Origin of the sequence: Sporosarcina sp. P34 (assembly GCF_002743375.1) — a bacterium.
Lineage (GTDB): Bacteria > Bacillota > Bacilli > Bacillales_A > Planococcaceae > Sporosarcina.
In genome coordinates, this window is sequence record NZ_PDZC01000003.1 from 13,282 (window position 1) to 36,911 (window position 23,630).

General features: G+C 40.9%; 28 protein-coding genes. 17 read left to right on the plus strand and 11 right to left on the minus strand.

Annotation, left to right across the window (positions count from 1 at the left end; translation table 11 throughout):
* The 4 genes from CSV63_RS06135 to CSV63_RS06150 all read right to left on the minus strand — a co-directional run bounded on the left by CSV63_RS06135 (window position 1) and on the right by CSV63_RS06150 (window position 3,067).
* Window positions 1-366: a hypothetical protein gene (locus CSV63_RS06135; protein WP_099695038.1), complete on the minus strand. Its 366-nt coding sequence runs from the start codon at window positions 364-366 to the stop codon at window positions 1-3.
* A gap of 65 nt (window positions 367-431) precedes the next feature.
* Window positions 432-992: an SCO family protein gene (locus tag CSV63_RS06140; protein WP_099695039.1), complete on the minus strand. Its 561-nt coding sequence runs from the start codon at window positions 990-992 to the stop codon at window positions 432-434.
* A gap of 6 nt (window positions 993-998) precedes the next feature.
* Window positions 999-2,393, minus strand: a complete 1,395-nt coding sequence (locus CSV63_RS06145; protein ID WP_099695040.1) for a sensor histidine kinase — start codon at window positions 2,391-2,393, stop codon at window positions 999-1,001.
* Window positions 2,390-3,067, minus strand: coding sequence for a response regulator transcription factor (locus CSV63_RS06150; RefSeq protein WP_369823614.1), 678 nt, complete (start codon window positions 3,065-3,067; stop codon window positions 2,390-2,392). Before CSV63_RS06150 ends, CSV63_RS06145 begins: the two co-directional genes overlap by 4 nt.
* Window positions 3,068-3,225: 158 nt before the next feature.
* On the opposite strand from CSV63_RS06150, the gene CSV63_RS06155 reads away from it, so the two are divergent.
* From CSV63_RS06155 to CSV63_RS06170, 4 genes are all read left to right on the plus strand, one after another.
* Window positions 3,226-3,975 (plus strand): FixH family protein, encoded by a 750-nt coding sequence (locus CSV63_RS06155; RefSeq protein ID WP_099695041.1) that lies wholly within the window; start codon window positions 3,226-3,228, stop codon window positions 3,973-3,975.
* Between the two features lie 122 nt (window positions 3,976-4,097).
* Entirely contained in the window at window positions 4,098-4,430 is a 333-nt protein-coding gene (locus tag CSV63_RS06160; RefSeq protein WP_099672577.1) for an ASCH domain-containing protein, read from the plus strand.
* An 8-nt stretch (window positions 4,431-4,438) separates the two neighbouring features.
* On the plus strand, window positions 4,439-4,879 hold the full coding sequence (locus CSV63_RS06165; protein ID WP_099695042.1) for a DUF2269 family protein: 441 nt from the start codon (window positions 4,439-4,441) through the stop codon (window positions 4,877-4,879).
* A gap of 127 nt (window positions 4,880-5,006) precedes the next feature.
* Window positions 5,007-5,792 carry a MetQ/NlpA family ABC transporter substrate-binding protein gene (locus CSV63_RS06170; protein WP_099695043.1) on the plus strand — a complete coding sequence of 262 codons (786 nt, stop codon included), beginning with the start codon at window positions 5,007-5,009 and terminating at the stop codon, window positions 5,790-5,792.
* A gap of 49 nt (window positions 5,793-5,841) precedes the next feature.
* On the opposite strand, the gene yfkAB is transcribed toward CSV63_RS06170, so the two are convergent.
* Together yfkAB and CSV63_RS06180 are read right to left on the minus strand one after the other, a co-directional pair.
* Window positions 5,842-6,945 (minus strand): radical SAM/CxCxxxxC motif protein YfkAB, encoded by a 1,104-nt coding sequence (yfkAB, locus tag CSV63_RS06175; protein WP_099695044.1) that lies wholly within the window; start codon window positions 6,943-6,945, stop codon window positions 5,842-5,844.
* A 21-nt stretch (window positions 6,946-6,966) separates the two neighbouring features.
* On the minus strand, window positions 6,967-7,941 hold the full coding sequence (locus CSV63_RS06180; protein WP_099695045.1) for an SEC-C metal-binding domain-containing protein: 975 nt from the start codon (window positions 7,939-7,941) through the stop codon (window positions 6,967-6,969).
* Window positions 7,942-8,197: 256 nt separating this feature from the next.
* Between CSV63_RS06180 and CSV63_RS06185 the strand changes: the two genes are divergently transcribed.
* The 8 genes from CSV63_RS06185 (at window position 8,198) to CSV63_RS06220 (ending at window position 15,438) form a co-directional block, all read left to right on the plus strand.
* Complete coding sequence (locus tag CSV63_RS06185) at window positions 8,198-8,617, plus strand: hypothetical protein (protein ID WP_099695046.1); 420 nt, start codon at window positions 8,198-8,200, stop codon at window positions 8,615-8,617.
* A gap of 8 nt (window positions 8,618-8,625) precedes the next feature.
* A complete protein-coding gene (locus CSV63_RS06190; RefSeq protein WP_233191969.1) occupies window positions 8,626-9,087 on the plus strand; it encodes a hypothetical protein in 462 nt (153 codons plus the stop codon).
* A gap of 30 nt (window positions 9,088-9,117) precedes the next feature.
* Window positions 9,118-9,696, plus strand: coding sequence for an SCO family protein (locus CSV63_RS06195; RefSeq protein WP_099695047.1), 579 nt, complete (start codon window positions 9,118-9,120; stop codon window positions 9,694-9,696).
* A 183-nt stretch (window positions 9,697-9,879) separates the two neighbouring features.
* Window positions 9,880-10,461, plus strand: a complete 582-nt coding sequence (locus tag CSV63_RS06200) for a hypothetical protein (protein WP_233191970.1) — start codon at window positions 9,880-9,882, stop codon at window positions 10,459-10,461.
* A complete protein-coding gene (locus CSV63_RS06205; protein ID WP_099695049.1) occupies window positions 10,451-10,741 on the plus strand; it encodes a hypothetical protein in 291 nt (96 codons plus the stop codon). Before CSV63_RS06200 ends, CSV63_RS06205 begins: the two co-directional genes overlap by 11 nt.
* A 16-nt stretch (window positions 10,742-10,757) precedes the next feature.
* On the plus strand, window positions 10,758-11,045 hold the full coding sequence (locus CSV63_RS06210; protein ID WP_099695050.1) for a hypothetical protein: 288 nt from the start codon (window positions 10,758-10,760) through the stop codon (window positions 11,043-11,045).
* A 17-nt stretch (window positions 11,046-11,062) separates the two neighbouring features.
* The gene (locus CSV63_RS06215) at window positions 11,063-14,704 is read left to right on the plus strand and encodes a cupredoxin domain-containing protein (RefSeq protein ID WP_099695051.1); all 3,642 of its coding nucleotides are present in this window, start codon (window positions 11,063-11,065) and stop codon (window positions 14,702-14,704) included.
* A gap of 26 nt (window positions 14,705-14,730) precedes the next feature.
* Window positions 14,731-15,438 carry a hypothetical protein gene (locus tag CSV63_RS06220; RefSeq protein ID WP_099695052.1) on the plus strand — a complete coding sequence of 236 codons (708 nt, stop codon included), beginning with the start codon at window positions 14,731-14,733 and terminating at the stop codon, window positions 15,436-15,438.
* 47 nt (window positions 15,439-15,485) lie between these two features.
* Here the strand turns inward: CSV63_RS06220 and CSV63_RS06225 are convergent, their stop codons facing one another.
* From CSV63_RS06225 to CSV63_RS06235, 3 genes are all read right to left on the minus strand, one after another.
* Window positions 15,486-15,899 (minus strand): hypothetical protein, encoded by a 414-nt coding sequence (locus CSV63_RS06225; protein ID WP_099695053.1) that lies wholly within the window; start codon window positions 15,897-15,899, stop codon window positions 15,486-15,488.
* Window positions 15,900-16,182: 283 nt separating this feature from the next.
* Entirely contained in the window at window positions 16,183-17,898 is a 1,716-nt protein-coding gene (gene ptsP, locus CSV63_RS06230; protein ID WP_099695054.1) for a phosphoenolpyruvate--protein phosphotransferase, read from the minus strand.
* The gene (locus CSV63_RS06235) at window positions 17,898-18,164 is read right to left on the minus strand and encodes an HPr family phosphocarrier protein (protein WP_099695055.1); all 267 of its coding nucleotides are present in this window, start codon (window positions 18,162-18,164) and stop codon (window positions 17,898-17,900) included. The genes ptsP and CSV63_RS06235 overlap by 1 nt, the downstream gene beginning before the upstream one ends.
* 117 nt (window positions 18,165-18,281) lie before the next feature.
* On the opposite strand from CSV63_RS06235, the gene CSV63_RS06240 reads away from it, so the two are divergent.
* The 4 genes from CSV63_RS06240 (at window position 18,282) to CSV63_RS06255 (ending at window position 22,471) form a co-directional block, all read left to right on the plus strand.
* Window positions 18,282-19,034, plus strand: a complete 753-nt coding sequence (locus CSV63_RS06240) for a DeoR/GlpR family DNA-binding transcription regulator (RefSeq protein WP_099695056.1) — start codon at window positions 18,282-18,284, stop codon at window positions 19,032-19,034.
* A complete protein-coding gene (pfkB, locus tag CSV63_RS06245) occupies window positions 19,031-19,945 on the plus strand; it encodes a 1-phosphofructokinase (protein ID WP_099695057.1) in 915 nt (304 codons plus the stop codon). The genes CSV63_RS06240 and pfkB overlap by 4 nt, the downstream gene beginning before the upstream one ends.
* A gap of 16 nt (window positions 19,946-19,961) precedes the next feature.
* The gene (locus CSV63_RS06250; RefSeq protein ID WP_099695058.1) at window positions 19,962-21,869 is read left to right on the plus strand and encodes a PTS fructose transporter subunit IIABC; all 1,908 of its coding nucleotides are present in this window, start codon (window positions 19,962-19,964) and stop codon (window positions 21,867-21,869) included.
* 224 nt (window positions 21,870-22,093) lie between these two features.
* Window positions 22,094-22,471: a PH domain-containing protein gene (locus tag CSV63_RS06255; protein ID WP_099695059.1), complete on the plus strand. Its 378-nt coding sequence runs from the start codon at window positions 22,094-22,096 to the stop codon at window positions 22,469-22,471.
* Window positions 22,472-22,527: 56 nt separating this feature from the next.
* Here the strand turns inward: CSV63_RS06255 and CSV63_RS16885 are convergent, their stop codons facing one another.
* Window positions 22,528-22,656: a hypothetical protein gene (locus CSV63_RS16885; RefSeq protein WP_255408914.1), complete on the minus strand. Its 129-nt coding sequence runs from the start codon at window positions 22,654-22,656 to the stop codon at window positions 22,528-22,530.
* An 83-nt stretch (window positions 22,657-22,739) separates the two neighbouring features.
* Here CSV63_RS16885 and CSV63_RS06260 point away from each other — a divergent pair, with 83 nt between their 5' ends.
* Complete coding sequence (locus CSV63_RS06260) at window positions 22,740-23,264, plus strand: hypothetical protein (RefSeq protein ID WP_233191971.1); 525 nt, start codon at window positions 22,740-22,742, stop codon at window positions 23,262-23,264.
* 15 nt (window positions 23,265-23,279) lie between these two features.
* On the opposite strand, the gene CSV63_RS06265 is transcribed toward CSV63_RS06260, so the two are convergent.
* On the minus strand, window positions 23,280-23,597 hold the full coding sequence (locus CSV63_RS06265) for a DUF3784 domain-containing protein (RefSeq protein WP_233191972.1): 318 nt from the start codon (window positions 23,595-23,597) through the stop codon (window positions 23,280-23,282).
* Window positions 23,598-23,630: the final 33 nt, after the last annotated feature.

Here is a 23,630-nt window from a genome sequence, read left to right on the forward strand (position 1 = left end):
TTAGTTTTTGCGAGCTAATTTTACAATAAACTGCACAATAATGGAGATTGCTAGTCCGAAAGATGAAATAATGAACAAAGATAAAATTCCGATTGCTTCTGAGTATTCATTATCCATCATCAGGAAGCTACGAAACATTTCGGCAAACGCTAGAACGAGAACGACCATGAACATTTTAAATGCAATGGATAGCTCATAGAATAATAAGAGGGAGCTGACAATGCCGACTATTAGACCGAACACTGCAAACGTCAAATAATTATTGACGACTAGGTCATGTCCAAGTACTGTCCGTACGCCTAAAATGAGTAGAACAAATGAAATCAATGCAGTAAAAAAACCGGCTTTCCAATAACGAGGATCCAACACGTACACCTGCTTTCCTATCCTAGTATAGCGGATTCGACGAAATACGTCACGCCCTCCGACTATTATTTCATGCGTTTTAAATCAGCCAGTAATTCTTCTTTATATGATTCATTTGAGAAATTATATTCCTTCATCATATAGCCTTCTGAATCCATTAGATAAAAATTGGTGCCATGGACAACTTGAGTGGAAGATTCATGTTTCAGCACAAAAGTCTGGAACTCTTCACGTGCAAATGCTTCAAATTCTAGTTGTGTGTAGCCTGTCAGAAAATGCCAGTTGGATTCATCATCTGTGAAGTTTGCGATATAGTCTTTCAATACTGCAGGTGTATCGGTTTCAGGATCTACAGAAAACGAAATGAAGTTCATTTCGATGTCCCGACCTTTCAATTCAGCTTGTAGTTCTGCCATCTCACTCGTTAATGTCGGACATACTGTTGTACAATTCGTAAAGATAAAGTCTGCAATCCAAGGCGAACCAGAAAGTTCCTTGGAGTTAAATGGTTCATTATGCTGATCCGTAAAGGTGAATTCACGAACTTGTTTCCCACGCTCAAGTGGTTCACTGCAACCACTGACGAATACTATGAGCATCAACATAAAAGGAATCAAACGTTTCAACTGCTTTCACTCCTTTCGCATTTGCTTAGGCAATTCAATCACCACAATAGTTTCTGTTGTTTCATTGGAAATCGTGAATGTTCCTTCGTGTAACCTTACAATTTCTTTGACGATCGACAGGCCAAGTCCAGTACCGCCTGTCGTGCGAGTTCGTGCTTTATCGGTACGGAAAAAGCGTTCTCCGATATGATCTATGTCTTCATCTCCGATTGTCACGCCGTCATTTGCGATGCGGTATTGTACACCGTGTTTACTGGCGGTGAGATGAATAGCAATGGATTGCTCAGCATATTTTACTGCATTATCGATTGTATTATAAAAAACTTGTTGCAATCGTTTAGGATCACCTTCCAAAATTAATTCCTCATCAATCGATGTGCGCAACTGAATATCTTTTTCCTGTAACCGGATCATGAATAATTCCAATGTATCTAACAGTAATTGCGCAATCGCAATTGGTTCGTTTACTAATGAATATACATCTTGTTCTAAATGATTCAGCTCGACTAAATCATGTATGAGCTTTTTCAGGCGTTCCGTTTCTTTCTCTATAGTTGATAGGTATTGTTTTACATTATCAGGAGACGAATCGATTTTATCGCGTGAAAGTTGCGCATAGCCACTAATATACGTCAAAGGTGTCCTGAGCTCATGTACAATATTTGACGTGAAGTCTTTCTTGCGCTGATCTTGTTCTTCAAGAGAACGACTCATTGAATCAAATGCAGTCGAAAGCTTGCCTATTTCATCTGTCCTGAACGTATTGAGTCGATTCGAATAATCACCTTTAGACACTTCTTCCGAATAGATCTGCAATGTTTGCAGTGGCTCGAACAACGAACGCCATACGCGTTGCAAAATCAAAAATAGAACAAGGAAGAAAATACTGCCTACAAGTAACATGATCGGAAGACTGTCATGGAACACATCTTGGATCGCAGCGAGCGGAACATAAATATAAATAAAACCAATTAGTCCATTTTCTCCTTTAATAGGAAAAATTCCACCGAAGATTTCCCGTTTTAGTTCATCCACATAGCCTTCTTTCATAACAGGCTTACCCGTTTCTAGTATCTTCTCGTCGTTTTCATTGACTAGTGATTGATAATTAATCTGATAGGGGAAATGGGACGTTAAATCATCCAGGCGGTCTACAACGATGATTTCATACTCCGAGACGATGTTATACCATTGAATCTTTTCAATGATCGAATCACTCAGCTCGCCGTAATGATAATGAGAAGCCGTTCGATTCCCTTGATAGATGATGGACTCTTTAATCTGTTCTTTATATAAATCCGTATACAAGTAATGAATGAAGAAGAATGAAAATAAAATGGTGCAAATGATGCTGCCCAAAAACACAATCAACATCTTTTTGCTTAGATTCAAATTATTCATTCGGGGTCCTCTAACTTGTAGCCGATCCCCCATACCGTTTCAATCATTTTACCTGCGTCCCCTAGCTTTAGACGAAGTGTTTTGATATGTGTATCGATTGTACGCTCACTGCTCTGGTGATCGTCGCCCCAGACCAATTCAAGTAATTGTTCACGGGAGTATGCGCGCCCTTTATGTTTGACTAGCAACAATAGCAAGCCAAATTCCTTCAAAGTTAGACTTAAGGCTTCTCCATTAAGCTGTGCGGTATACGAGTCCTCATTGATAGTAAGTGGACCTGCATGTAATACGAGTGGGGCGGGATTATGGCGGTATGTTCTACGTAAAACCGCTTCGATCCGTGCTACAAGTTCTCCTGGTAAGAAGGGCTTGACGATATAATCATCACCACCAAGCTTCAACCCTTGTACTTTATCCCATTCTTCGCCTCGTGCAGATAGGAAAATCAAAGGAATCGAAGAAGTGCGTTTCATCTCCTCTGCAAATGTGAACCCATCCATATAAGGCATCATCACATCGACGATGCATAAATCTATAGTATGTTGCTTAACGGCTGACAAGGCCTGCAAACCGTCACTGGCTTCTATTACGGTATATCCCGCATCTTCAAGAATGACACGAATTAAATCACGCATCTGCGGTTCATCATCAATGATCAATAATTGGTAACCCAATTCAATACGCCTCATTTCATAAAATCTCTGCACTCTAATTTTCCGGAAAACATGTGAAATCCACATGAAGTTTCAAAAAGTTGTCGAAACTTCATTGAAATTTCGTAATCATATTTTATAATCATAACAGCTAAACGAATAGATAGGAGAATGAAAAAATGAAACGTTTTGGAATGTTTGTTATGAGTACGGCAATGATTGGTATTCTAGCCGGTTGTGGTCAAGATAAAGAGGTACCGACGGAAGCTGTTTTACCTGAACCAATTGAAGTAGAACTTACAGTACCTGAACAAGGAAATGTCAATGAATCGGTATTTATTACTACACATGTGACACAAGGTGAAGAAAATGTAGATGATGCATCGGAAGTAGAGTATGAAATCTGGGAAGAAGGAAAGAAAGAAGACAGTATTCACGTAGAATCAACCCATGAAAAAGAAGGTATTTATTCAGTGGAAAATATATTTGAGACAGATGGGATTTATCACGTACAGGTCCATGTTACTGCGCGTGGAATGCATGTCATGCCAAAAAAGCAAATCCAAATCGGAGATGCTAGTCCTCAATCGGATGGACAGGAAAGCGAGCAAGAAGATCAACATCATGAACATGGCAATGGAGTAGAAGGACTGTCTATTCACTTCATGCAACCTAAGTCAGCAAAAGCAGCGACAGATACAGAGTTAATGACACATGTGCAGATTGACGGCGAGGCATTAAAGGCACAAGTCCGCTATGAGATCATCTCGGCAGATAAAGAAACCACATGGGTAGATACGGATGAAGCGAAACCGGGTGAATATACAGCCAACTATCAATTTCCTAAAGCAGCCAGCTATCAAGTGATTATCCATATCGAAAATGAAGAGATACACGAACATGAAGAACATACTGTAGAAGTAAAATAAGTATCATCCCTCGTCACTCCGGTGGGGAGGGTATTTTATTGGGAAGCAAAAGCTGTAATTCATTGATGAAAAAGGGTACACTAGTATACGTGAAAGATTAACCAACAAAGAGGAGTGTTAGCATGACAAACTATCCAGAAAAAACATGTTCCATCGAAAGACTTGTAACAATTCCTGAAGATGTACAAAAAGTTCTTAACGGTGAAAAGTGGGCGACTAGACGTAATGGTGTCTATGCATACCCTGGCGAAATTATGACGTTAGAAGGCAAAGAGTACAAAATTGAGAAATTGTATGAACAAACACTCGGTGAACTAACAGATGAAGACGCCAAATCTGAAGGTCATGAAACAGTTGAAGAATATAAACAGGCGATGTTGTCGATCCACGACAAAATGCCTTGGCTTCCTAAAATGAAAGTTTGGGTACACGAATATAGCCCAGCTCAGAAATAATCTCTTAAATGAGCTATTATTACGGAGCGATTGTCTATGCGCACGTAGTGTCGGCTGTAATTTCAGTAGGACCATTATTTCTCCTACTGCCATTAATACGTCGGCTACGTACTGCTAAAGCAGAAGTGGAAGACATCTATCTTGCGTTTATCCGGGTCATTATACGACTCGTTATGCATTCAGGCCATGTGCTTGTTGTGACCGGTATCTTATTAATTTTATTTGGTCCATGGCCATGGAACACGTCGTGGGTTATTCTCACAATAGGCGTCATGTTGCTGTCCGGATTTTTCTTGGCAACTGGTTTCTCTTCTGTATTGAAAAGATTCCATGAATCAGGCAATGACAAGGAAACAGTGGTCAATAAGTTGCAACGCACTGCCTGGATCTATATTGGACTGCTGATGGTAATGCTTTGGCTGATGGTACAAAAACCGGCAGTCTGGTAAAATTACATAGCGAGCAAAAAGATGTGTACATTGTTGCACATCTTTTTTATTTCAGGATTTGGTTTGACAGTAAAAATTACAGCGAATATGATGAAGATAGCAGTTTTTTGAAAGGAACGATTTGAAGATGAAAATGAAAGTACTCGGTCTACTGACGATACTTGGATTGCTATTGACGGCATGCAGTCCAACCGGTAGCAATGAAACAATAAAAATAGGTACGACGGCAGGAATTTATGCAAAAGTTATCGATCAGGCATTAAAACCGGCATTGGAAGAGCTAGGTTACACAGTGGAAATAGAAACGTACGTAGATTTAATTGAACCAAATAAAGCGTTGGCTGATGGCGAAATAGACGCCAACATCAACCAACAACAAATCAATCTTCAGCGGTTTAACGAAGAATATGATTTGCCAATAGTGGCTTTAACGGAAGTTCCGAGTGTGGGTCTTGGCTTGTACTCCAACTCGTTGACGTCGATGGACGATATTCCAAATGGTTCATGGGTTACTATTCCAAATGATGAACTAGGCACGGCTAGGGCCCTACGTTTCCTTGAACAGCAGGGATTCATCTCATTAGATCCAAAAGCACCAACTTATGCGGTTACAGAAGAACAAATTGAGAGTAATCCGAAAAACCTAAACATCCAACCCGTCTTGATTGCTCAGCTGATTCCATCTATGGCAAGCGGTGATTTGGCAATTATTCCAGACAATTATATTCTGGTCGATGAAATGGAATTGGACGATGCGCTGGCGCACGAACAGCTAGATGAAGAGTTGCAATATATTGTTGCAATTAGAGAAGAAGATCGTGAGAAGGATTTTGCACTAGCGATTAAAAAAGCAGTAGCATCAAAAACATTCCAAGAAGCTATTGATGAACATTTCCAAGGCTTCGGAAAATAAAAACCACGTATGGACTCAACTCGAGCCATACGTGGTTTTTTCGTCTACTTTATCTTTTTTGTCGTTTCAAAAAGTCTGTGTCTGGGTAATAGGCATCTTTTACGAGTAAATTCGGCCCCAAACAACGCACAGCAGGACAGTGACAGCTAACGCTTTTCGCTAATGGATGCTGTTGCCATTTATCGTATAGATCGGTTAAGTGATCGGTTTGAATATTTCCAAGTGGCGGCACATCTCCGAAATCTGTCACGATCACATCTCCAGTAAACATATTGACATTCAACCGGGAACGCCCATCTGGATCATTTCGTACAGTGACATTTTCGCTTGCTGCAAGTTTCGTAAATAACTCTTGGTCTCTTGCGTCGGGACTGCAATGATAAAATGGCAATGTTCCAAATAGCATCCAAGTTTGCGGATCACGGTATGACAGCAAATCGAGCATGGCGATACGTGTTTCGTCCAAAGTGAGCACATCTAATGATGAAGCGAAATCGCTAGGATACATGGGATGTATTTCATGGCGTCCACATTTCATTTCATGGACGATTTGTTCGTGAATCGTCTGTAAATGAGGCAATGTTCGGCGATTCAGCATAGTTTCCGCTGACACCATTACACCCATTTCAGACAATGCTCGGCTGTTTTCAATCATGCGTACGAATTGTGCTCCACGACGTTCACGTGACGGCTTGCGTTCCATTCTAGCGAATCCACCATCGATGAAATCATCAACTGTCCCCCAGTTATGTGAAATATGCAGTACATCCAAATACGGTGCAATTAATTCATAACGTTCAATAGGCATAGTAAGGTTTGAATTCACCTGCGTCTGAATTCCGCGCGCATGTGCATACTGCAGTAGCGGTACGACATACTGTTCGACCGACTTCTTCGAAAACATTGGTTCGCCACCTGTTAGGCTAATTGTTCGCAAATGTGGAATTTCATCCAATCTCTGCAACAGTAGCTCGATTGAAAATGCTTGTGGATCTTTCGGTTGTAGCATATATCCAACCGCGCAATGTTCACAACGCATATTACATAAATATGTCGTCGTGAATTCTATGCTTGATAAAACTTGTTTACCGTGCAAATCTACATCTTGATACGCTTCCCATGCATCTAGTAGACGGGAATGTGAAACTACCATGTTCATAACTCCTTATATCAATTAATTTTTATCGCTGGCATATTCCGCTAAATCCTTCGCATATTTACTCATCGACGAAGTAGAAACATCGAATGCTTCTGCGATCTCTTTTAGTGTCATATTGAGTGGTTCGAAATAATTATTGTCTAATCCATAACGGATCGCGCCCGCCGCAATTGCTAATTTCTTTCGTGCTTTTGGCTGCTCATCTACTAAAAAGTCTTCGAGCACTTCAAGCAAAGCCTTCGATTCTCGGTCATATTGCTGTAAAAACTCTTTAGCCGCCTCTATAACACCTGCTTCAAATTCAGTAAACTCGTCTCCGGTATAGCCGCTTTCACCAAGCGCAATCCAGAACCTCATGATGGATTCCTTTAGTGAAGGATTTTCTGTATCTGCAAGTGTTTTAGCAAATTGTTTAATTGCTTCCGAATGATCCGTCGGGAAGAAGATTAAACTGGAGACTGCTAGATAATTACCTTCAGACGTACCATCGGAAAGTATAAAGCAATAGAAGTGCACACCAACGGGAACAGGCTTATCGCTTTCTTTCCACAATTCAATCGTTTCATCACCAAGAATACTTGTAGCTGTTAAATATGTATCCCCGACAGCAGTTACTTCACCGATAAATACACGTGGCTCTGACCATCTATCCAGTAATTCTAGAATAGATGGTCGAATATGTTTTTTCTTCTGCTTTGCTACATAATCGTCCCAAATATCTCTTCGTTTATGGAAGAAGAATTCGTCAAGCGCTATCGTTTCAATCATTTCTTGTGGTAAATAACTATTCAATGAAGACTTCCATGTATTTGCAAATTCCACGAACGCTGGTATATCTGGTCGCTCGGGATGAATATCATAAAATGTTTGCAATAAGTGTTCCATTTCATCTGTCAACAAATCTTCCACTGTCACCGCATCTTTTCGTTCACAGCACTTTTTATATTTCTTACCACTGCCACATGGGCATGGATCATTACGTCCAACCATAAAAACACTTCCCTTATTAAAATTACTACATATCTAAGTGTACCAAACGTGAGGCGAGTTCGCATGATATTTGTGTGAGGACCAAACGGCAGTGTACCCTTCGCATATTGTGTACTACATAACAGAACTGGAGAGTACTTAAATATGTGGGAGAAGGGATGATATGCAGTATAAATTTTACTTTATATCTGGTGAAATATTGGGTAAATAGGTTACTATTTTGTCTCTATTGCCATATGCTATTTCGAGGTGACCTATGGAGCAGTCGATCTTGCTATTTTTATTGTATGCAGACATCTGTCTTATCATTGGCTTTTATATGTACATTAGAAAAGTGAGGAAATTGGTAGGTTTCCATTTAGGTATGAATATGAGCATGGTTATGGGCGGGATGGCCGCTTTGTTATTTGGGATCGTGCTCATCACACATTTGCCGTTTCACTTTACGTATATTACATTACTCTCGGCAATTATCGGAGGAGCAGTAGGAGCTTGGTTTGGCATGCTGATTGATTATCAGACGTTTGTGACTGGCCTAACGAATGGTCTGATTGTTGGGCTAATGGCACCGATGATTGGCACGGTTATAGAGATGCAAATGCTATTTATCTGGTTTCTACATGCATTCTTCATCGGTAATTTAGGCATTTTATTCATTTCTATTAAAAGGGCGTGAAGGGGGCTATGCTGCTTCTAATTGTTCTGTTCATGTGGTGTGTTGGTGAAATGCTAGTCAACTATCGAGTAGTGAAGAAGAAAAGACTGTTGTTTGATGATCGGTTCACAAAAACGATTTGTATGGCGATTGCGTCAATATCTTCATTCGTAACAGCATTGTACGTCGCGTTATTGTTACCGGCAGATCAAATTGCTACTTATTTATTGCCCGTATTTCTAGGAGTGTTTATCGGTTGGCAATTCGGCTCGCTTATTCAAGCACCGGCTTCATTAAATGGTCTATATAACGGCGTGATGGGAGGAGTAATGGGTATGATGCTTGGTGCAGTGCTGAAAAATCCCGCACTTTGCAATATACCTCTTAATTCTAATTCATTGATTGCGACTAATCTTTTCATTATCACTATGTTTATTACCTTTTCGCATTCATTGGTTTGTTTCTTCATTCGCCGTTCTATGAGAGCGTGAAGATCGTTTGGGCAGGAAAGGAGAACAGTAGTGAAAAAGTTCATCATCATATTGATGTTGCCTATCTTTTTCGGGATTATATACGCGGTGTGGTCAAAGACAGTGGAACTACCGAAAAGTGGGGAAGTAACGGAATGGCCGTTTACCGAAGTGGGCGGGAACGAGACAAATTTCCAGGGCAAACCGAAGCTTGTCACATTTTTCTACACAAAGTGTCCCGATATTTGTCCGACTACTATGTGGGATCTGACGGCCTTGCAGAAGGTGATGGAAGATAGGGGAATATCCCAAGATCAGTACTTCATCATAGCTATCACCGTGGACCCTGAATATGATACGAAAGAGAAAATAGTACGCTATAAAGAACTATTTACTATCGAAGACCCAAACTGGTTGTTCTTTAGAGGTACAGAAGAAACAACTAAAGAGTTTTCGAAATACTTAAATTTCTATTACGACAGGAATGAAGATGGATTCGTTACCCACTCGACGTCTATGTATATTGTAGATGATCAGGATTTGGTAAGAGCTCGTCATAATATGGCAACAGGGAAAAATAGCGTAGCAATTGAAGAAATCGCAAATCATTTGCAACAACTAATCAAATAGTTATAGCAGTACTTTTGAATTGGGGATAGGGAGGCGAACTTTATAAAGAAATCAAGTAGAAATTCTGAATTTTCCTCACCTACAAGTAATGGACCGGATGAACAAACGAGAGTCTTAACAGATTATATTGGCCAGAAAAATTTATTTAAGATAGCAAATATTCATGAACCACTCAGGAAATCATTGACACTCAAAAAATTCTTCAAGAGCAAACGGAACCAGCAAGTCGTCATTTCATCATTTGGCGAGGTGGACAGTTATCTAGAAACAGAAGGCAAAGTCGCAGCAATTGGTAGAGATTTTGTCATGCTGACGAATCTACAGAAAAGAATATGGATTCCCTACACGTATATTGAAACAGCAAATATTCCATTTGGTTTTCCTTCCTATTCCAATTCGCATCAGCATCACCTGTATGATAATCAGTTGCAAAAAAATCTTACACTTCGATTTGGCGAGACGGTTAACAAAAGAGAAGTACTCGTCCAACAGTTTTTTGAAGAATCTTTTCGGACCAACTTTCTTTCATGGAAAGGTACAAGAGTGGAAGTCGTTTTGAGTAATGAAACCGTAAGCGGAAAGATCATGAATACGACAAAGAGTGAGTTACTGCTCACGAGCTTCGGCACAGTACGCAAGATTCCTTTAGTGGAAATTCGCATTGTGTCTACTATCTCACTAGTCTCCTTTTGGAAAAAAGAGATGAGAACGTTGCTCCAATCATTTGGTGGAAAAGTAACAGGAGGCAGAAAGAATGAAAAATAAAACAGGGATTCAATCTCATGACTTCTCAGGTTTGATAGGTCAGGAAGTTCTTATTATTACAAAGGCAGTACAGCTTAATCTACTAGGGCAAGTATTCCGTCCAATTTTTTGCGGTACAGTTTCTGAAGTAGGTGTAGGGCATTTAACCTTAACGCCTGTTACCGTCAAAATGGTGAATGCTCCTTTTTATAAGTTCCCAACATCACTGAGTATACCTTTGGAGAAAATCGTATCATTTACGACAGAAGTGCCTTGTGATTTAGTCTTTCCGTTAACTTAAAAAGGGAGTTGGATACATGACGCAACAAAATGAATGCCAGCCAATCAATCTAGCTCGGGAAGAGGGAATTAGCGCCCACTTCGGTCAGAATATAGGTAAAAAAGTATTGATCTTGACGGAAGCCTTTCCGTTTATGTTTATAGGAGAAATTATTAGTGTAGTGGATGATTTTGCGGAAATGAAAGTTCAGACAACATCTATCCCTGCATTGGAAGGGAAAACATGGTTTGTTCATATAGACACCATTGAAGTGTTCTATATCGAGACAGAAAATGGAGTTCCAATCCCTGAATTAAAAGAGTAGGAAATGGGGTGAAGTAAGTGAAAAGACGCTACCATGTAGTAGCCATTCCCATACGGATTGTCCTGAACACGTTTGGTGACCATAATCCGAATGGCATGATGTATGTGCTCAAGGAAAATGAAGAAAAAGTGAAGCGGCTCGTAAAGAAAAATCCTTTCATGCCTGTTGATCTCGTTCAGCCGCTATTTATCCGGGCGAATGAAGGAGACACCGTGGAAATTCTTTTTGAAAACAAACTTCCTTTCCATGCGGGTATGCATTTTCAGGAAGCAGAATACGATGTTTGCCAATCGGATGGAGCGAATGTTGGCTTCAATAAAGATACAACTATAGCTCCTTGTGAAAAAATTTTATATAAGCTGCACCTACTGAAAGAAGGGAACTATTTCTTCTCAGACCTTGGAAATGTCTCAAGTGATCAGAACGGTTCCAACTCAAATGGTCTGGTTGGAGGCTTATGTGTCCAAAGCCGTTTCTCCTGGTGGACAGATCCTGAAACGGGCAAGCCAATAAACAGCGGCCAATATGCAGACGTCCATCATCCTTTACTACCTTCCTTCCGAGAGTATGTGTGGATGTTTACAGATGAAATGGAAGTGAATGATTTAACTGGTAACAGACCGATCAATCATTTCTCGAACCAGGAAGAAGAGTCCTTCCACGGTGCTAATTATCGCTATGAACCGGAAAACCGGCGCGAACAGTTAGTTGCGGAAGGAGTCGTCTGTCCGAACTGCGAGGGTGAAGAAGTACACCATGATTCATGGGTATTCGGAGACCCATCGACCCCGATTTTGCGAGGGTATGTCGGAGACCCTGCAAAAATCCGGCTTTTCCATGGCGGAGTAAAGGGAACGCATGTATTCCATTATCACGTTAACCAATGGTTCAGCGATCCCAATGATTTAGCGTCAGAAATTTTGGATGCGCAGGCCATTAGTCCACAGAGCCATTATACAATTCAGCCCCTTTACGGTCTTGGCAGCTTGCAAGGTTCTTTTGGTGATGCAGTGATCCACTGTCATCTATATCCGCATTTCGTCGCAGGAATGTGGGGGATGAACCGAGTCTTCAATACTCTTCAAGATGGCAGTCAGTGTTATCCGAACGGGGTTCCAATCAAGTCGCTTAAACCTCTTCCCGATAGACCGGCACCGCCTAAACCAACCAAAATGAAACCTGGGTTCCCAAATTTCATTCCAGGAAAAGTCGGTATGAAAGCACCTCGTCCACCAATGGGGATTGTCGGAGGTAGAGGTTTAACAGAACTGGAAAGGAATGCAGCAATCGCAAATCCCCGTCCAGGTGCTGTTTTTACCGATCCGTGTCCTGAAGGTGCACCTGTGAAGGAGTTCAATATCTCTTTGATTGAGATTCCTCTTATGTATAACCGTGAAGGTTGGCATGATCCGACTGGACGGATTTACGTGCTAGACGAAGATCTGGAAGATATTTGCTTGGGTAAAAAAGCACCCGAACCGCTCGTCATCCATACATCCAGTCATACGCGCTATGAAATCAATTTCACAAATCGGTTGCCGCATATCCTGGATGGTGATGCATTCCAGCTTGTTACGCGAACTTATGAAGCGGGTATGCATATCCATTTTGTAAAGTTTGATGTGTTGGTAAATGACGGTGCGAATGTCGGATGGAACTATGATTCATCCGTTCTATCAGGTGAGACTATCCAATACTCTTATTATGCAGATACAGAGCTTAAAGCATGGTTCTTCCATGATCATTTATTTCCGGGATCCCATCAGCAACATGGCGTCTTTGGAACGGGCGTTGTTCATCCGCGTTTTTCTAAATATCTCGATTCGTCGACTGGGGTAGAAGTAGATCAAGGTACGGAAATCACTTGTGTCAACCCGCTGACTCCGGATTACAGGGACTTTGTGATTTTTGCACAGGACTTTACACACTTATTCAATAAAGACGGTAAACCATTAGCACCTCCGCCATTCCCGGGCTCCCCTGATGATCCAGGACTGTTTGGAGTGAACTATAAAAATGAACCGCTGCAATTCCGTTTAGGTAAAGACTGTGATCCCGCTTACAGTTTCAGTTCGTATGTAAAAGGCGATCCAAATACTCCGATATTCAAAGCTTATGAGGGAGATTCCATCCGGATCAGGTTGCTTCAAGGAGCACAGGAAGAATCCCATAGCTTTAATGTGCATGGTCTACGTTGGTTGAGTGAGCGCGGAGATTTAAATTCCAGGTTGGAAAACCAGCAGCATATAGGAATATCCGAATCATTTACGATGGAGATGAATGTTCCCCGAGCCGGTGATTATTTATGGACATTCGAAACAGAAGAGGATTTGTGGAATGGGCTATGGGGTCTGATCCGCGCGTTCGATGAAAAGGTTCCTGAACTAATTAAATTACCGGATCGGCTCGAACCGAGAGAGCGTTCAAAACCTGTGCCGCAATGTACAGGTAACAAACCACCATCAGCGGCAGATCCAACTGTAGAGATAGTGGAGGGGCCTCTGCGAAAATATGATGTCGTAGCTTTTCAAACTTCTATCCAGTATAACTCGTTCGGTGATCATGATCCAGATGCGATTATCTTTGCATTGCGTGAGGATATGGAAGCGATTCGGGACGGCAAAAAAGAACCGGTACCGCTCATCCTACGCGGCAACATGGGGAATACAATCGATGTTACGTTAACTAGCTATTTGAAACCAGAGTTGTTTCCATTCAAGGACGGAATTTATCCGTATCCAATCGTGAAGGAGCAAGCATTTTATCCACCATCTTTACGTATCTCCCTTCATGCTCAATTACTTGATTATGACGTTAAGACGTCTGCAGGCGAGACAGTTGGTTTCAATGGCGATCAAACAGTTGGGCCAGGTGAGTCGAGGACGTATCGCTGGTATGTCGATTCTGCGGTTGGTGTATGTGGCATGTGGGATATGGCAGATATTCGCAATCATCGTTCGCAAGGCGCGTTCGGAGCATTCATTGCAGAACCTAGGGGAACCGAATATTTGGATCCGTATACACTGGAGCCAGTTACGACTGGAGCGAATGTTATCTTGCGGAATCCGTACTTGCCGGATACAAGAGAATTCGTAATTGTAATGCATGACGGTGTAAGGTTACTTGATAAAAACAACCAAGTCATTTTTGATCCTGTGGACGGCGTTTTGCTCGCTCCGCCTGAGATAGACGAAGATTTGCTCGATACGTATGATCAAGGATCACGTGGCTTTAACTACCGAAGCGAACGACTGATTAATCGCTATCGGCAGCATGAAAAAATCCATGATGTATTCAGCTCAGATGTTTTTGGTGATCCTTCTACTCCTGTATTCGAAAGCTATGTGGGGGATCCAGTCACTATTCGGTTAGTTACACCTGCTGAAAGACGAAGAGCTCATACATTCCACCTCCACGGTCACCGTTGGAGATTCGGTTCGGAAAATATTCATTCTCGAACTGAATCATATGTCGGATTTAACGTTGCGGGCGCTAAGAGAAATCTTCAGTTGCTTGGCGGTGCAGGAGCTTATAGCGGATTCTCGGGCGACTTCATGTATCGGTCAGGAAACATTCGCTGGGATATCGAGCAAGGGATGTGGGGGATTATGAGAGTGTTCGAAGAACTTAAAAAGCATCTCCCAAAACTAGATAACTAGTCTGTTGAAGAACGGGAGGTGTGAAAATGGGAAATAAGAGAATAAAGAAAAAACAGAGGAAAAGACAAATGCAAAAACCGGACTTCTTCATACCAAAAAAATGCTGTCCTAGACGGGCAAGAAATCCCGAGTTGCCTTCTCCAGAAAGCTGTCTTCCTGTTGGATTGCGTAAGGAAGTAGATGAGAGAATTGCAGAAACCAATCGGTTATTACTGGATTTAGCACTTGACGATAAACGGTCCATTCAAGAAACGTATCAACGGGCGTTTGACGGGCTGAATGGACTAGAAGTAGAAATAATAAATCCTTTAAATGAAACCATTTCCGGAGTAGTGATGATGGCGGCACATGATTTCACTCTACTAAGCCGAGAAGACTATAAAATCATCGTGCCATACGAGCAGATTGAATCGGTCAAAGCCTCGGGCTACTATTCTGAACAATTACCAAAGGACAATTTAAAGAATATCGACCCACATTTACGTAGGAAGCTAACATTTCAGTTTGGAAAAGTCGTAGCCTCTTCTCCAGAACTTATTCAGCAATTCTTCAAAATTCCGTTAGCGGTCTATTTGCTGTTGTTTGAAGGGCAGACGATAAAAGTTAGGGTAGGTGCATTACTGATCGAAGGTATACTTGCGAATGTGAATAAAGAGTCGATTGCATTGAAGTTGGCTAATGAAACAAGGATCATAACAATCCGAAATATTGGTCATATCCTAATTAGTAAATAAACAATCAGTCCCTGTAAACACGGGGACTGGTTGTTTGATTTTTTATATTACTTGGTACGGTTTTTAGAAGGGCAACCCCCTAGTGTCTTTACAGATGAAATTTTGTCGATTGGAAATAACAATGTTTCGCCGATGGGATGTCCTCTTTTCGTTCCGTTTAACTTATCAGTACAATCAGGGTCTATAGATAACCCTTCCGGTTTCCCGTTTATGAATAACTCGACAAAATTGGAGCCAACAAAAATAATAGTACCCTTTACGATTTCACCATCGTTTAACTGGAACTCTGCTTCACAACAAACCATTTGGCGCAAACGAAAGTTAAGACCGTTTTGCAGACCGCCTAAACGAACCATAAAGCACGGACAGCATAAGTCTTTTCTACAACGGGAGCAGTATTTTTTACAGTGCTTCCGACAATACTTCTTCTCATCACATTTACAATTAACTGGCTTTCTCAAAGCATTCACCTCCCACTGTTCTTCGTAGTATATGAATATCTAGCACTTGGGAGATAATGTAACGACCTAAGAAAATTATATAGTTTAGAGATTTATTTTTATAATTAAATAGTGGATATATTTCAATCAACCATCCAGACACTTCCTTTTTTATAGTATGTAAATGGCGAAGGGTACCAAGCAAGAGGTAAGTGCGCATGTTATACATAACGAAATGACGTTGGAAAAATTAAAAAGCACTCTTCGAATCATGTAGATTCAAAGAGTGCTCCTTTACGTAGTATTAGTTATCTAAACTCTTGATGAATTGTAAGACTTCGTCCGCGGTAGACAGGGAAAGAATATGATCTATTTGACTTTCCAAAGCGGTCTTAGACAGGTTCTTAATTTGTGAACGTGCACGAAGGATTGAAGATGCACTCATGGAAAATTCATCTAATCCCATCGCGAGCAATATAGGAATTGCCGTTTCATCACGTGCCATTTCTCCACACATGCCTACTGCTTTACCTTCTTTATGAGCCGCGTCAATAATCAATTTAATAAAGCGCAAAATGGACGGGTTATATGGTTGGTAAAGGTAAGATACGTTTTCATTCATCCGATCAGCGGCCATCGTATACTGAATTAAATCATTTGAACCAATTGAGAAGAAATCTACTTCCTTGGCAAAGACATCAGCCAATATAGCCACAGCCGGTGTTTCAACCATAATACCGAGTTGAATCGTTTCGTTTACCTCGACTTTTTCACTAATGAGTTGTTGTTTGACGTCTAAAAATATTTCTTTTGCTTGTCTGAATTCATCTATCGTTGTGATCATGGGAAACATGATCCGCAAGTTTCCATATATACTTGCGCGCAATAACGCCCGTAACTGCGTTCTAAACATCTCTTCATAATCGAGACATAGGCGAATAGCTCGTAAACCTAAGAATGGATTGGCTTCATGCGGTATCTGTAAATAAGATAATTCTTTATCTCCACCAATGTCCAGAGTTCGAACAACAGTAGCGCTGCCGTTCATTTGTTTTAACACACTTTTATAAGCTTCGAACTGTTCATCTTCGGTCGGAAATTGTTCTTTTTCCATGTAAAGAAACTCCGTCCGGAATAAACCAATGGTTTCCCCGCCATTTTTTAAGACACTTTCAACATCATCAGGAGTTCCAATATTTCCTGCTAATTCAACGCGATGACCATCAAGTGTAATAGTAGGTTCATGTGCAAGCAATTGCCATTCTGCCTTTTGCTCAGCAAAAGTTTGTTGCTTTTTTTGATAGGCGACTAACGTTTCAGCGTCAGGGTTCACAATAATTTTCCCGGATTCCCCGTCAACAATAATGAGTTCGCCGTTTTGAATCGTAGCCATTGCCGTTTTACTTCCGACAACGGCTGGAATTTCCAATGTTCTCGCTAAAATTGCAGAGTGAGAAGTAGGCCCCCCAATATCCGTCACAAATCCTTTAATCTGTTCTGGATTCAGTTGAACAGTATGGGAAGGTGTCAAGTCTTCCGCAATGATAACGACTTCTTGTGTAATATCTTCGGGTGTTTGAATGCTTACGCCAAGCAAATGGGAAAGGATTCGTTTCGTCACATCCCGAATATCAGCAGCACGTTCTCTCATATATGGATCGTCCATCGCTTCGAAAATGGAAACGTATAAGTTTGCCGCTTCTTGTACCGCATATTCGGCGTTTACGTGTTGCGTTTGAATCATATCTGTAATTGCAGCGCGTAATTCTGGATCGTCGAGAACTAGTAAATGCGCACTGAAAATGGCTGCCTCCTGATCACTAAACTTTTCCTGTGTCTGTTTCTGAATAGTCGTCAATTCTGATCGGGAATGGGAAAGGGCGATTTGCAGACGATCTATCTCTGCTGATACGTCTGAAATAGATTCCTTCAGTACAGTCAACTCAGCATTTTCTAGACGAAAGGCCTTGGCGATAGAAATACCATTGGAGGCTGCGATGCCCTGAAGGATTTTTTCCATTAGTCTTCTGCGCCTTCAGAACGTAATAATTCCTCCAACTTATTCATTGCTTCTTTTTCATCATCACCATCTGCAATTAACGTAATAGTAGATCCTGCAGCGACACCCAGTGACATCACTCCAAGAATAGATTTTAGATTGACCTTTTTTTCTTTATATTCAAGTGAAAGTTCTGATTTGAAAGGAGTAGCGACAGCGACCAATTGAGCAGCTGGACGTGCGTGAAGCCCTTCACCATTGCTGAATACGAATTGTTTTTTTATCATTACGATAACCTCCTATGAAATGTTTTGAATGTTTTTGATTGCTTATGAATGATTATGATAGATTTTATTGAATAATTCAAGTAATATGTTGTTATTGAGAGAAAAGGTGGGTTGCGCATGCTGACAAATGAACGATATGAATTAATCTTAAATAAATTGGCTACTCATAAAACGGTGAAGATTACGGAATTAGTAGAGGCAACCGGCGCATCTGAATCTACCATTCGAAGAGATTTAACTGAACTCGAAACGCTCAATAAACTTCAACGTATTCATGGTGGGGCCACAATGCCAGATCGAGATATGCAAGAGCTAAGCATTTCAGCCAAGTCGGAAAAATATTTCTCAGAAAAAGTAAAAGTGGCGTCCTTGGCAGCTAGTATAGTCAAAGATGGGGACTTCATTTATCTAGATGCGGGGACAACTACGTTTCACATGATACCTTTTCTAAAAGATCGTAATATAACGGTTGTAACAAATGGGCTGACACATGTGGAATCACTAAATGAGTATGGCATTTCCTCTTATTTAATTGGAGGCTATGTCAAAGCTACGACAGGCGCACTTGTAGGACAACAGGCTAGGTACTCATTGAAACAATATCATTTCAATAAATGTTTTTTGGGTACGAATGGGGTTGATCCTGTTCACGGATATTCGACGCCAGATCCTGATGAGGTCACTGTGAAAAGTTTGGCAGCAGAGCAATCAAGAACTACTTATATAGTGGCAGATCATTCCAAAGTGAATAGAAACAGTTTCATTAAATTTTTATCTATAGAAGAAGCAGTGTTGCTTATTGACGAAATACCAGAAGATATTCTAAATGAACTGGAAGATAAAACATTAGTAAAGGTGGTACAGAAATGATTTTCACATGTACATTCATGCCGACAGTAGACTATACTGCTTACTTATCTAATTTTGAGCGTGGAGAACTGAATCGTACAAATGAAGTGTATTACTATCCCGGTGGAAAAGGCATTAACGTATCACGGGTAGTTCACAGACTAGGTGTAGATACGGTAGCATGCGGTTTCATTGGAGGCTTCACAGGCGATTATATTGAGGACTTTTTACAAAAAGAAGGTATAAAAACTGATTTTATTCGCACAGCAGATATTACCCGAATCAATGTGAAAATTAAATCCACGGATGAAACGGAGCTAAATGGGCCTGGACCAAGTTTACATGAAAAAAATATTCAAGATCTTCTTGAGCGAATTGGACGATTAACTGAAAATGACTGGTTAGTGATTGCAGGAAGAATTCCAGAATCTCTACCTTCGTCATTCTTATCTGAACTTGCCGCACTGTGTGAAAAAAATAAAGTCAAGCTTGTAGTGGATACATCAGGACCTGCTTTAAAACAGATCATGGAAGTAACTAAGCCATTCTTAATCAAGCCGAATGAACAGGAACTTGGGGAATTGGTTGGTAAGCCCATTCATAGTAAACAGGAAGCAGTTGGTTATGCCAAAAAACTAGTAAGTGAAGGTGTTCAACATGTGGTGATATCGATGGGTAAAGAAGGAGCGCTCTATGTATCAGCTAACGAAACATTGGCAGCCGCTGCACCAAAAGGTAAGCTCGTCAATTCGGTAGGTGCGGGAGATTCACTAGTATCAGGTTTTATTGCATCCTACTCCAAAGAAGGACATGCGGGCAACGCTTTTAGATATGGAGTTGCGAGCGGAAGTGCCACCGCTTTCCAGTCCGATTTATGTGAAAAGGAAGATGTTGAGTCTTTATTGAGTCAAGTGATCATTACGAAACTATAGGAAGAGGTGCTATTCTATGAAAATCACACAGTTATTGACAGAGGATACAATCAACCTTCATTTACAATCTAAATCGAAGGAAACGGTTTTATCCGAACTGATTCAGCAGTTACATGACGCAGGGAAATTACGTGACAAAGAACAGTTCACGAAGGATATTCTGCATCGCGAAAGTCAGAGTACAACGGGTATTGGCGAAGGAATCGCTATTCCACACGCGAAGTCAGCCGCTGTTCAGACACCTGCTATCGCATTTGGCCGTTCTATAGAAGGTGTAGACTTTGATTCGCTCGACAACCAACCGGCACAATTGTTTTTCATGATTGCAGCGAGTGAAGGGGCAAACGACGACCATTTAGACGCACTGTCTAGATTAGCGACATTTTTGATGGATACTTCATTCCGAGATAAAATTCTGTCTGCACAAACAGCCGCGGACGTATTGCAAGCGGTTAATGATAAAGAGTCGGAGTTAGATGAAGAGGTAACAGAAGAAGTACAAACCAACGAAGAAGAGAAATCAACGGTACGTTTGCTAGCGGTTACGGCTTGTCCGACGGGAATTGCGCATACGTATATGGCTGCCGAAAAATTGAATGAGAGAGCAAAAGAACGTGGCCTTTCATTAAAAGTAGAAACAAACGGTTCATCGGGTGTGAAGAATAGATTGACAGATGCAGAAATAGCAGAAGCGGATGCCATTATTGTGGCAGCAGATACGAAAGTGGAGATGGCACGTTTCGCTGGAAAACATGTGATCCAGACGAAAGTTGGAGATGCTATTTATGAAACGGATACATTACTCGATAGGGCGATTAAAAAAGATGCACCGATTTATCAGGTAGAAAAAGGTCAGGAAGATACATCATCGAGTGAAAAGAAGAGTGGATTTTATAAGCATTTGATGAATGGTGTATCAAATATGCTGCCGTTCGTCGTCGGTGGAGGAATTTTGATAGCGCTCTCTTTCTTCTGGGGAATCGAATCTTCCAATCCAGATAGTCCTGAATACAATGCCTTTGCTGCTATGCTTAATACTATTGGTGGCGGAAAAGCATTCTTCCTAATGGTCCCTGTATTGGCCGGTTTCATAGCATCTAGTATAGCCGATCGTCCTGGTTTTGCTCCCGGTATGATAGGGGGTCTGATTGCGATCACCGTTTCAGGCGTAGATGGAGTAGGTAGCGGATCAGGATTTTTAGGCGGTCTCATTGCAGGATTTTTAGCAGGGTATATTACTTTACTCGTTAAAAAACTATTTGCTCGTTTACCTAATTCACTAGAGGGATTAAAACCCGTGCTATTTTATCCCGTTTTCAGTATTGCGGCGACAGGATTAATTATGTTACTTATCAATCCACAATTGGCCAAGCTATACACAGGATTTTCCGCCTTCCTTGAAGGGATGGGCGGTACGAATCAAATTTTGGTAGGGTTAGTCATCGGAGGAATGATGGCTGTCGATATGGGCGGTCCGGTCAATAAAGCGGCATACACATTTGGTATTGCCATGCTTGACGCACAGAACTTCCAATTTATCGCTGCAGTAATGGCTGGTGGAATGGTGCCACCGCTTGGTATGGCGATCGCGACTACATTATTTAAAAATCGCTATACAAAGACTGAGCGTGAAGCAGGGAAAACGGCGTATGTGCTCGGTGCTTGCTTCATAACGGAAGGTGTCATTCCGTTTGCCGCTGCTGATCCATTGCGAGTTATTCCGGCTTCGGTAATTGGGGCTGCGACTACAGGTGCATTAACGATGGCATTTGATATCGCCTTACGTGCACCTCACGGAGGAATCTTCGTCATGGGACTCGTCGAAGGTGGAATCAGTAAGATTCTACTGTATGCATGTGCCATCATTATTGGTTCGGTCATTACAGGCTTAATTGCCGGCATGTTGAGAAAGAAGCCTGCTTGATATCAAATTATATAATTAGTAACGGCTGGCCGCACTATGTCATCACTTGACAAAGCGTGGCCAGCTTTTAACTCTTTATATCCAATCTTACTGCAACATGGTAAACTATGTAAGATGCATACATTTGTATAGATTGGGGAAATTTTGCAATATAAAGTATGAAGGAATTTTTAACTATGTGGGAATGTTGAGGACAAAATACTATCGAAATGGGGAATAACTACATGGGATTGTTTGATGGACTCTTAGGGAATGCCTCTGTCGTAAACAATGAAGAAGTGGAGAAAGAACTGGAATTGATTTTGGCGGAAGGTGAAGAAGTGGAAGCTGCGTTTAAGCTAGTTCGCGATTTAATTGTATTTACGAAAACGCGATTAATACTAGTAGATAAGCAAGGGATCACAGGAAAGAAAGTGGAATACCATTCGGTGCCATTTAAAAGCATCTCCCATTATAGTGTAGAAACTGCAGGTACTTTTGATATGGATGCCGAATTGAAAATCTGGATATCAAGCTCACTGACTCCGCAGATTGAAAAACAGTTTAGAAAAGATAAAGCTATTTATGATATTCAAAAAATATTAGCAACAGTTTGTGTTTAAACTACATTTTACTTAATGAAAAGGTACTTTCTGTAATAGAAAGTACCACTTCATCCTTACTTCATTTTTGCTGGTGTAACGTTTTCATACGCAATAAGTGTCACACCTAATTTATCTTCCAAGCGATTCAGTGCATGTAAATCATCGGTACTCAATTCCGCAAGCGTCGCATCTTTGTTTGTCATCTACATACCTTCCTTTCCTAGTTTATATCTATAGTGGCTAAATCTTTTCAACCTATACATACGAGAAATTAGGAGGCCATGCCATGTACGATCCAACCGTATTTGAAAACTTAAAGGTTGCATTTGAGAACCATCTATATGACTTGGACAACTTAGAACAAAAGATCCATATTTTACATCGTAGTGATCAATTGGATTTAGCGATGATGGCTAGGGAACTTACTATTCGATTTTCAAAAGTTGGGTATCCGTCTGTCCTCGTCGATCTTACGTTACATTCATCACTCAAGGATTTGGCGGATGAAATACTTGAAATCAAAGGCACGGATCCGGGCTGTATGCTTACATTGCTCGTCCGCACATGTATTCAAGATGTAGATAAAGAATGTGAAGAGATTGCGTGTATTCTTCGTACTGTATGGGAAAACGACGTAAGTTACACACAAACACTCAACTTCCGTCATGAACAAACAGAGCCAGGGTTCATGAACCGAATTAACATTCATTTTAAACCAAAATTAACTGAAGAACATATGAGTGAGATCGACGCATTCCTAAAAAGTGTATTGGACATGATGGAGCAAATTGGCGAGGTGTCAAAACATTAGAAAAAACGCAGCGTTTTATTTTTTAAATCGATTTCCCGTGTTCACATAAATCAATGTAAACCCTAGTACTGCCACGAAAAGTGATAGCCCCACTATAAAATATATATCATTCTTCAGCAGTTCACTAACTGCGAACAATCCGACACAAAAACTTAAAGTGAACATAATCTTCGCCATGAATTTGCATAACGCACGTTCATTGATCTGCATCTTTTTCTCCATGGGCATCGTATTGTAGCCTGAAAGTAAAGATGCACCTTTCCCTTGCCAAAGTGCGATACCGTACACAAAAAATGCAAGTAGAATGACGATATCCAGTAGCAAGCCGACCATAATCATCCCTCGTTTCATAAAAAAATAGAGTGA

Excerpts from the sequence above, each read along its gene's own strand:
- CSV63_RS06145 (WP_099695040.1), bottom strand. The coding sequence starts at position 2,393 with ATGAATAATTTGAATCTAAGCAAAAAGATGTTGATTGTGTTTTTGGGC.
- CSV63_RS06155 (WP_099695041.1), top strand. The coding sequence starts at position 3,226 with ATGAAACGTTTTGGAATGTTTGTTATGAGTACGGCAATGATTGGTATT.
- CSV63_RS06160 (WP_099672577.1), top strand. The coding sequence starts at position 4,098 with ATGACAAACTATCCAGAAAAAACATGTTCCATCGAAAGACTTGTAACA.
- CSV63_RS06165 (WP_099695042.1), top strand. The coding sequence starts at position 4,439 with ATGAGCTATTATTACGGAGCGATTGTCTATGCGCACGTAGTGTCGGCT.
- CSV63_RS06170 (WP_099695043.1), top strand. The coding sequence starts at position 5,007 with ATGAAAATGAAAGTACTCGGTCTACTGACGATACTTGGATTGCTATTG.
- yfkAB (WP_099695044.1), bottom strand. The coding sequence starts at position 6,945 with ATGGTAGTTTCACATTCCCGTCTACTAGATGCATGGGAAGCGTATCAA.
- CSV63_RS06180 (WP_099695045.1), bottom strand. The coding sequence starts at position 7,941 with ATGGTTGGACGTAATGATCCATGCCCATGTGGCAGTGGTAAGAAATAT.
- CSV63_RS06185 (WP_099695046.1), top strand. The coding sequence starts at position 8,198 with ATGGAGCAGTCGATCTTGCTATTTTTATTGTATGCAGACATCTGTCTT.
- CSV63_RS06190 (WP_233191969.1), top strand. The coding sequence starts at position 8,626 with ATGCTGCTTCTAATTGTTCTGTTCATGTGGTGTGTTGGTGAAATGCTA.
- CSV63_RS06205 (WP_099695049.1), top strand. The coding sequence starts at position 10,451 with ATGAAAAATAAAACAGGGATTCAATCTCATGACTTCTCAGGTTTGATA.
- CSV63_RS06210 (WP_099695050.1), top strand. The coding sequence starts at position 10,758 with ATGACGCAACAAAATGAATGCCAGCCAATCAATCTAGCTCGGGAAGAG.
- CSV63_RS06220 (WP_099695052.1), top strand. The coding sequence starts at position 14,731 with ATGGGAAATAAGAGAATAAAGAAAAAACAGAGGAAAAGACAAATGCAA.
- ptsP (WP_099695054.1), bottom strand. The coding sequence starts at position 17,898 with ATGGAAAAAATCCTTCAGGGCATCGCAGCCTCCAATGGTATTTCTATC.
- CSV63_RS06235 (WP_099695055.1), bottom strand. The coding sequence starts at position 18,164 with ATGATAAAAAAACAATTCGTATTCAGCAATGGTGAAGGGCTTCACGCA.
- CSV63_RS06240 (WP_099695056.1), top strand. The coding sequence starts at position 18,282 with ATGCTGACAAATGAACGATATGAATTAATCTTAAATAAATTGGCTACT.
- pfkB (WP_099695057.1), top strand. The coding sequence starts at position 19,031 with ATGATTTTCACATGTACATTCATGCCGACAGTAGACTATACTGCTTAC.
- CSV63_RS06250 (WP_099695058.1), top strand. The coding sequence starts at position 19,962 with ATGAAAATCACACAGTTATTGACAGAGGATACAATCAACCTTCATTTA.
- CSV63_RS06255 (WP_099695059.1), top strand. The coding sequence starts at position 22,094 with ATGGGATTGTTTGATGGACTCTTAGGGAATGCCTCTGTCGTAAACAAT.
- CSV63_RS16885 (WP_255408914.1), bottom strand. The coding sequence starts at position 22,656 with ATGACAAACAAAGATGCGACGCTTGCGGAATTGAGTACCGATGATTTA.
- CSV63_RS06260 (WP_233191971.1), top strand. The coding sequence starts at position 22,740 with ATGTACGATCCAACCGTATTTGAAAACTTAAAGGTTGCATTTGAGAAC.
- CSV63_RS06265 (WP_233191972.1), bottom strand. The coding sequence starts at position 23,597 with ATGGTCGGCTTGCTACTGGATATCGTCATTCTACTTGCATTTTTTGTG.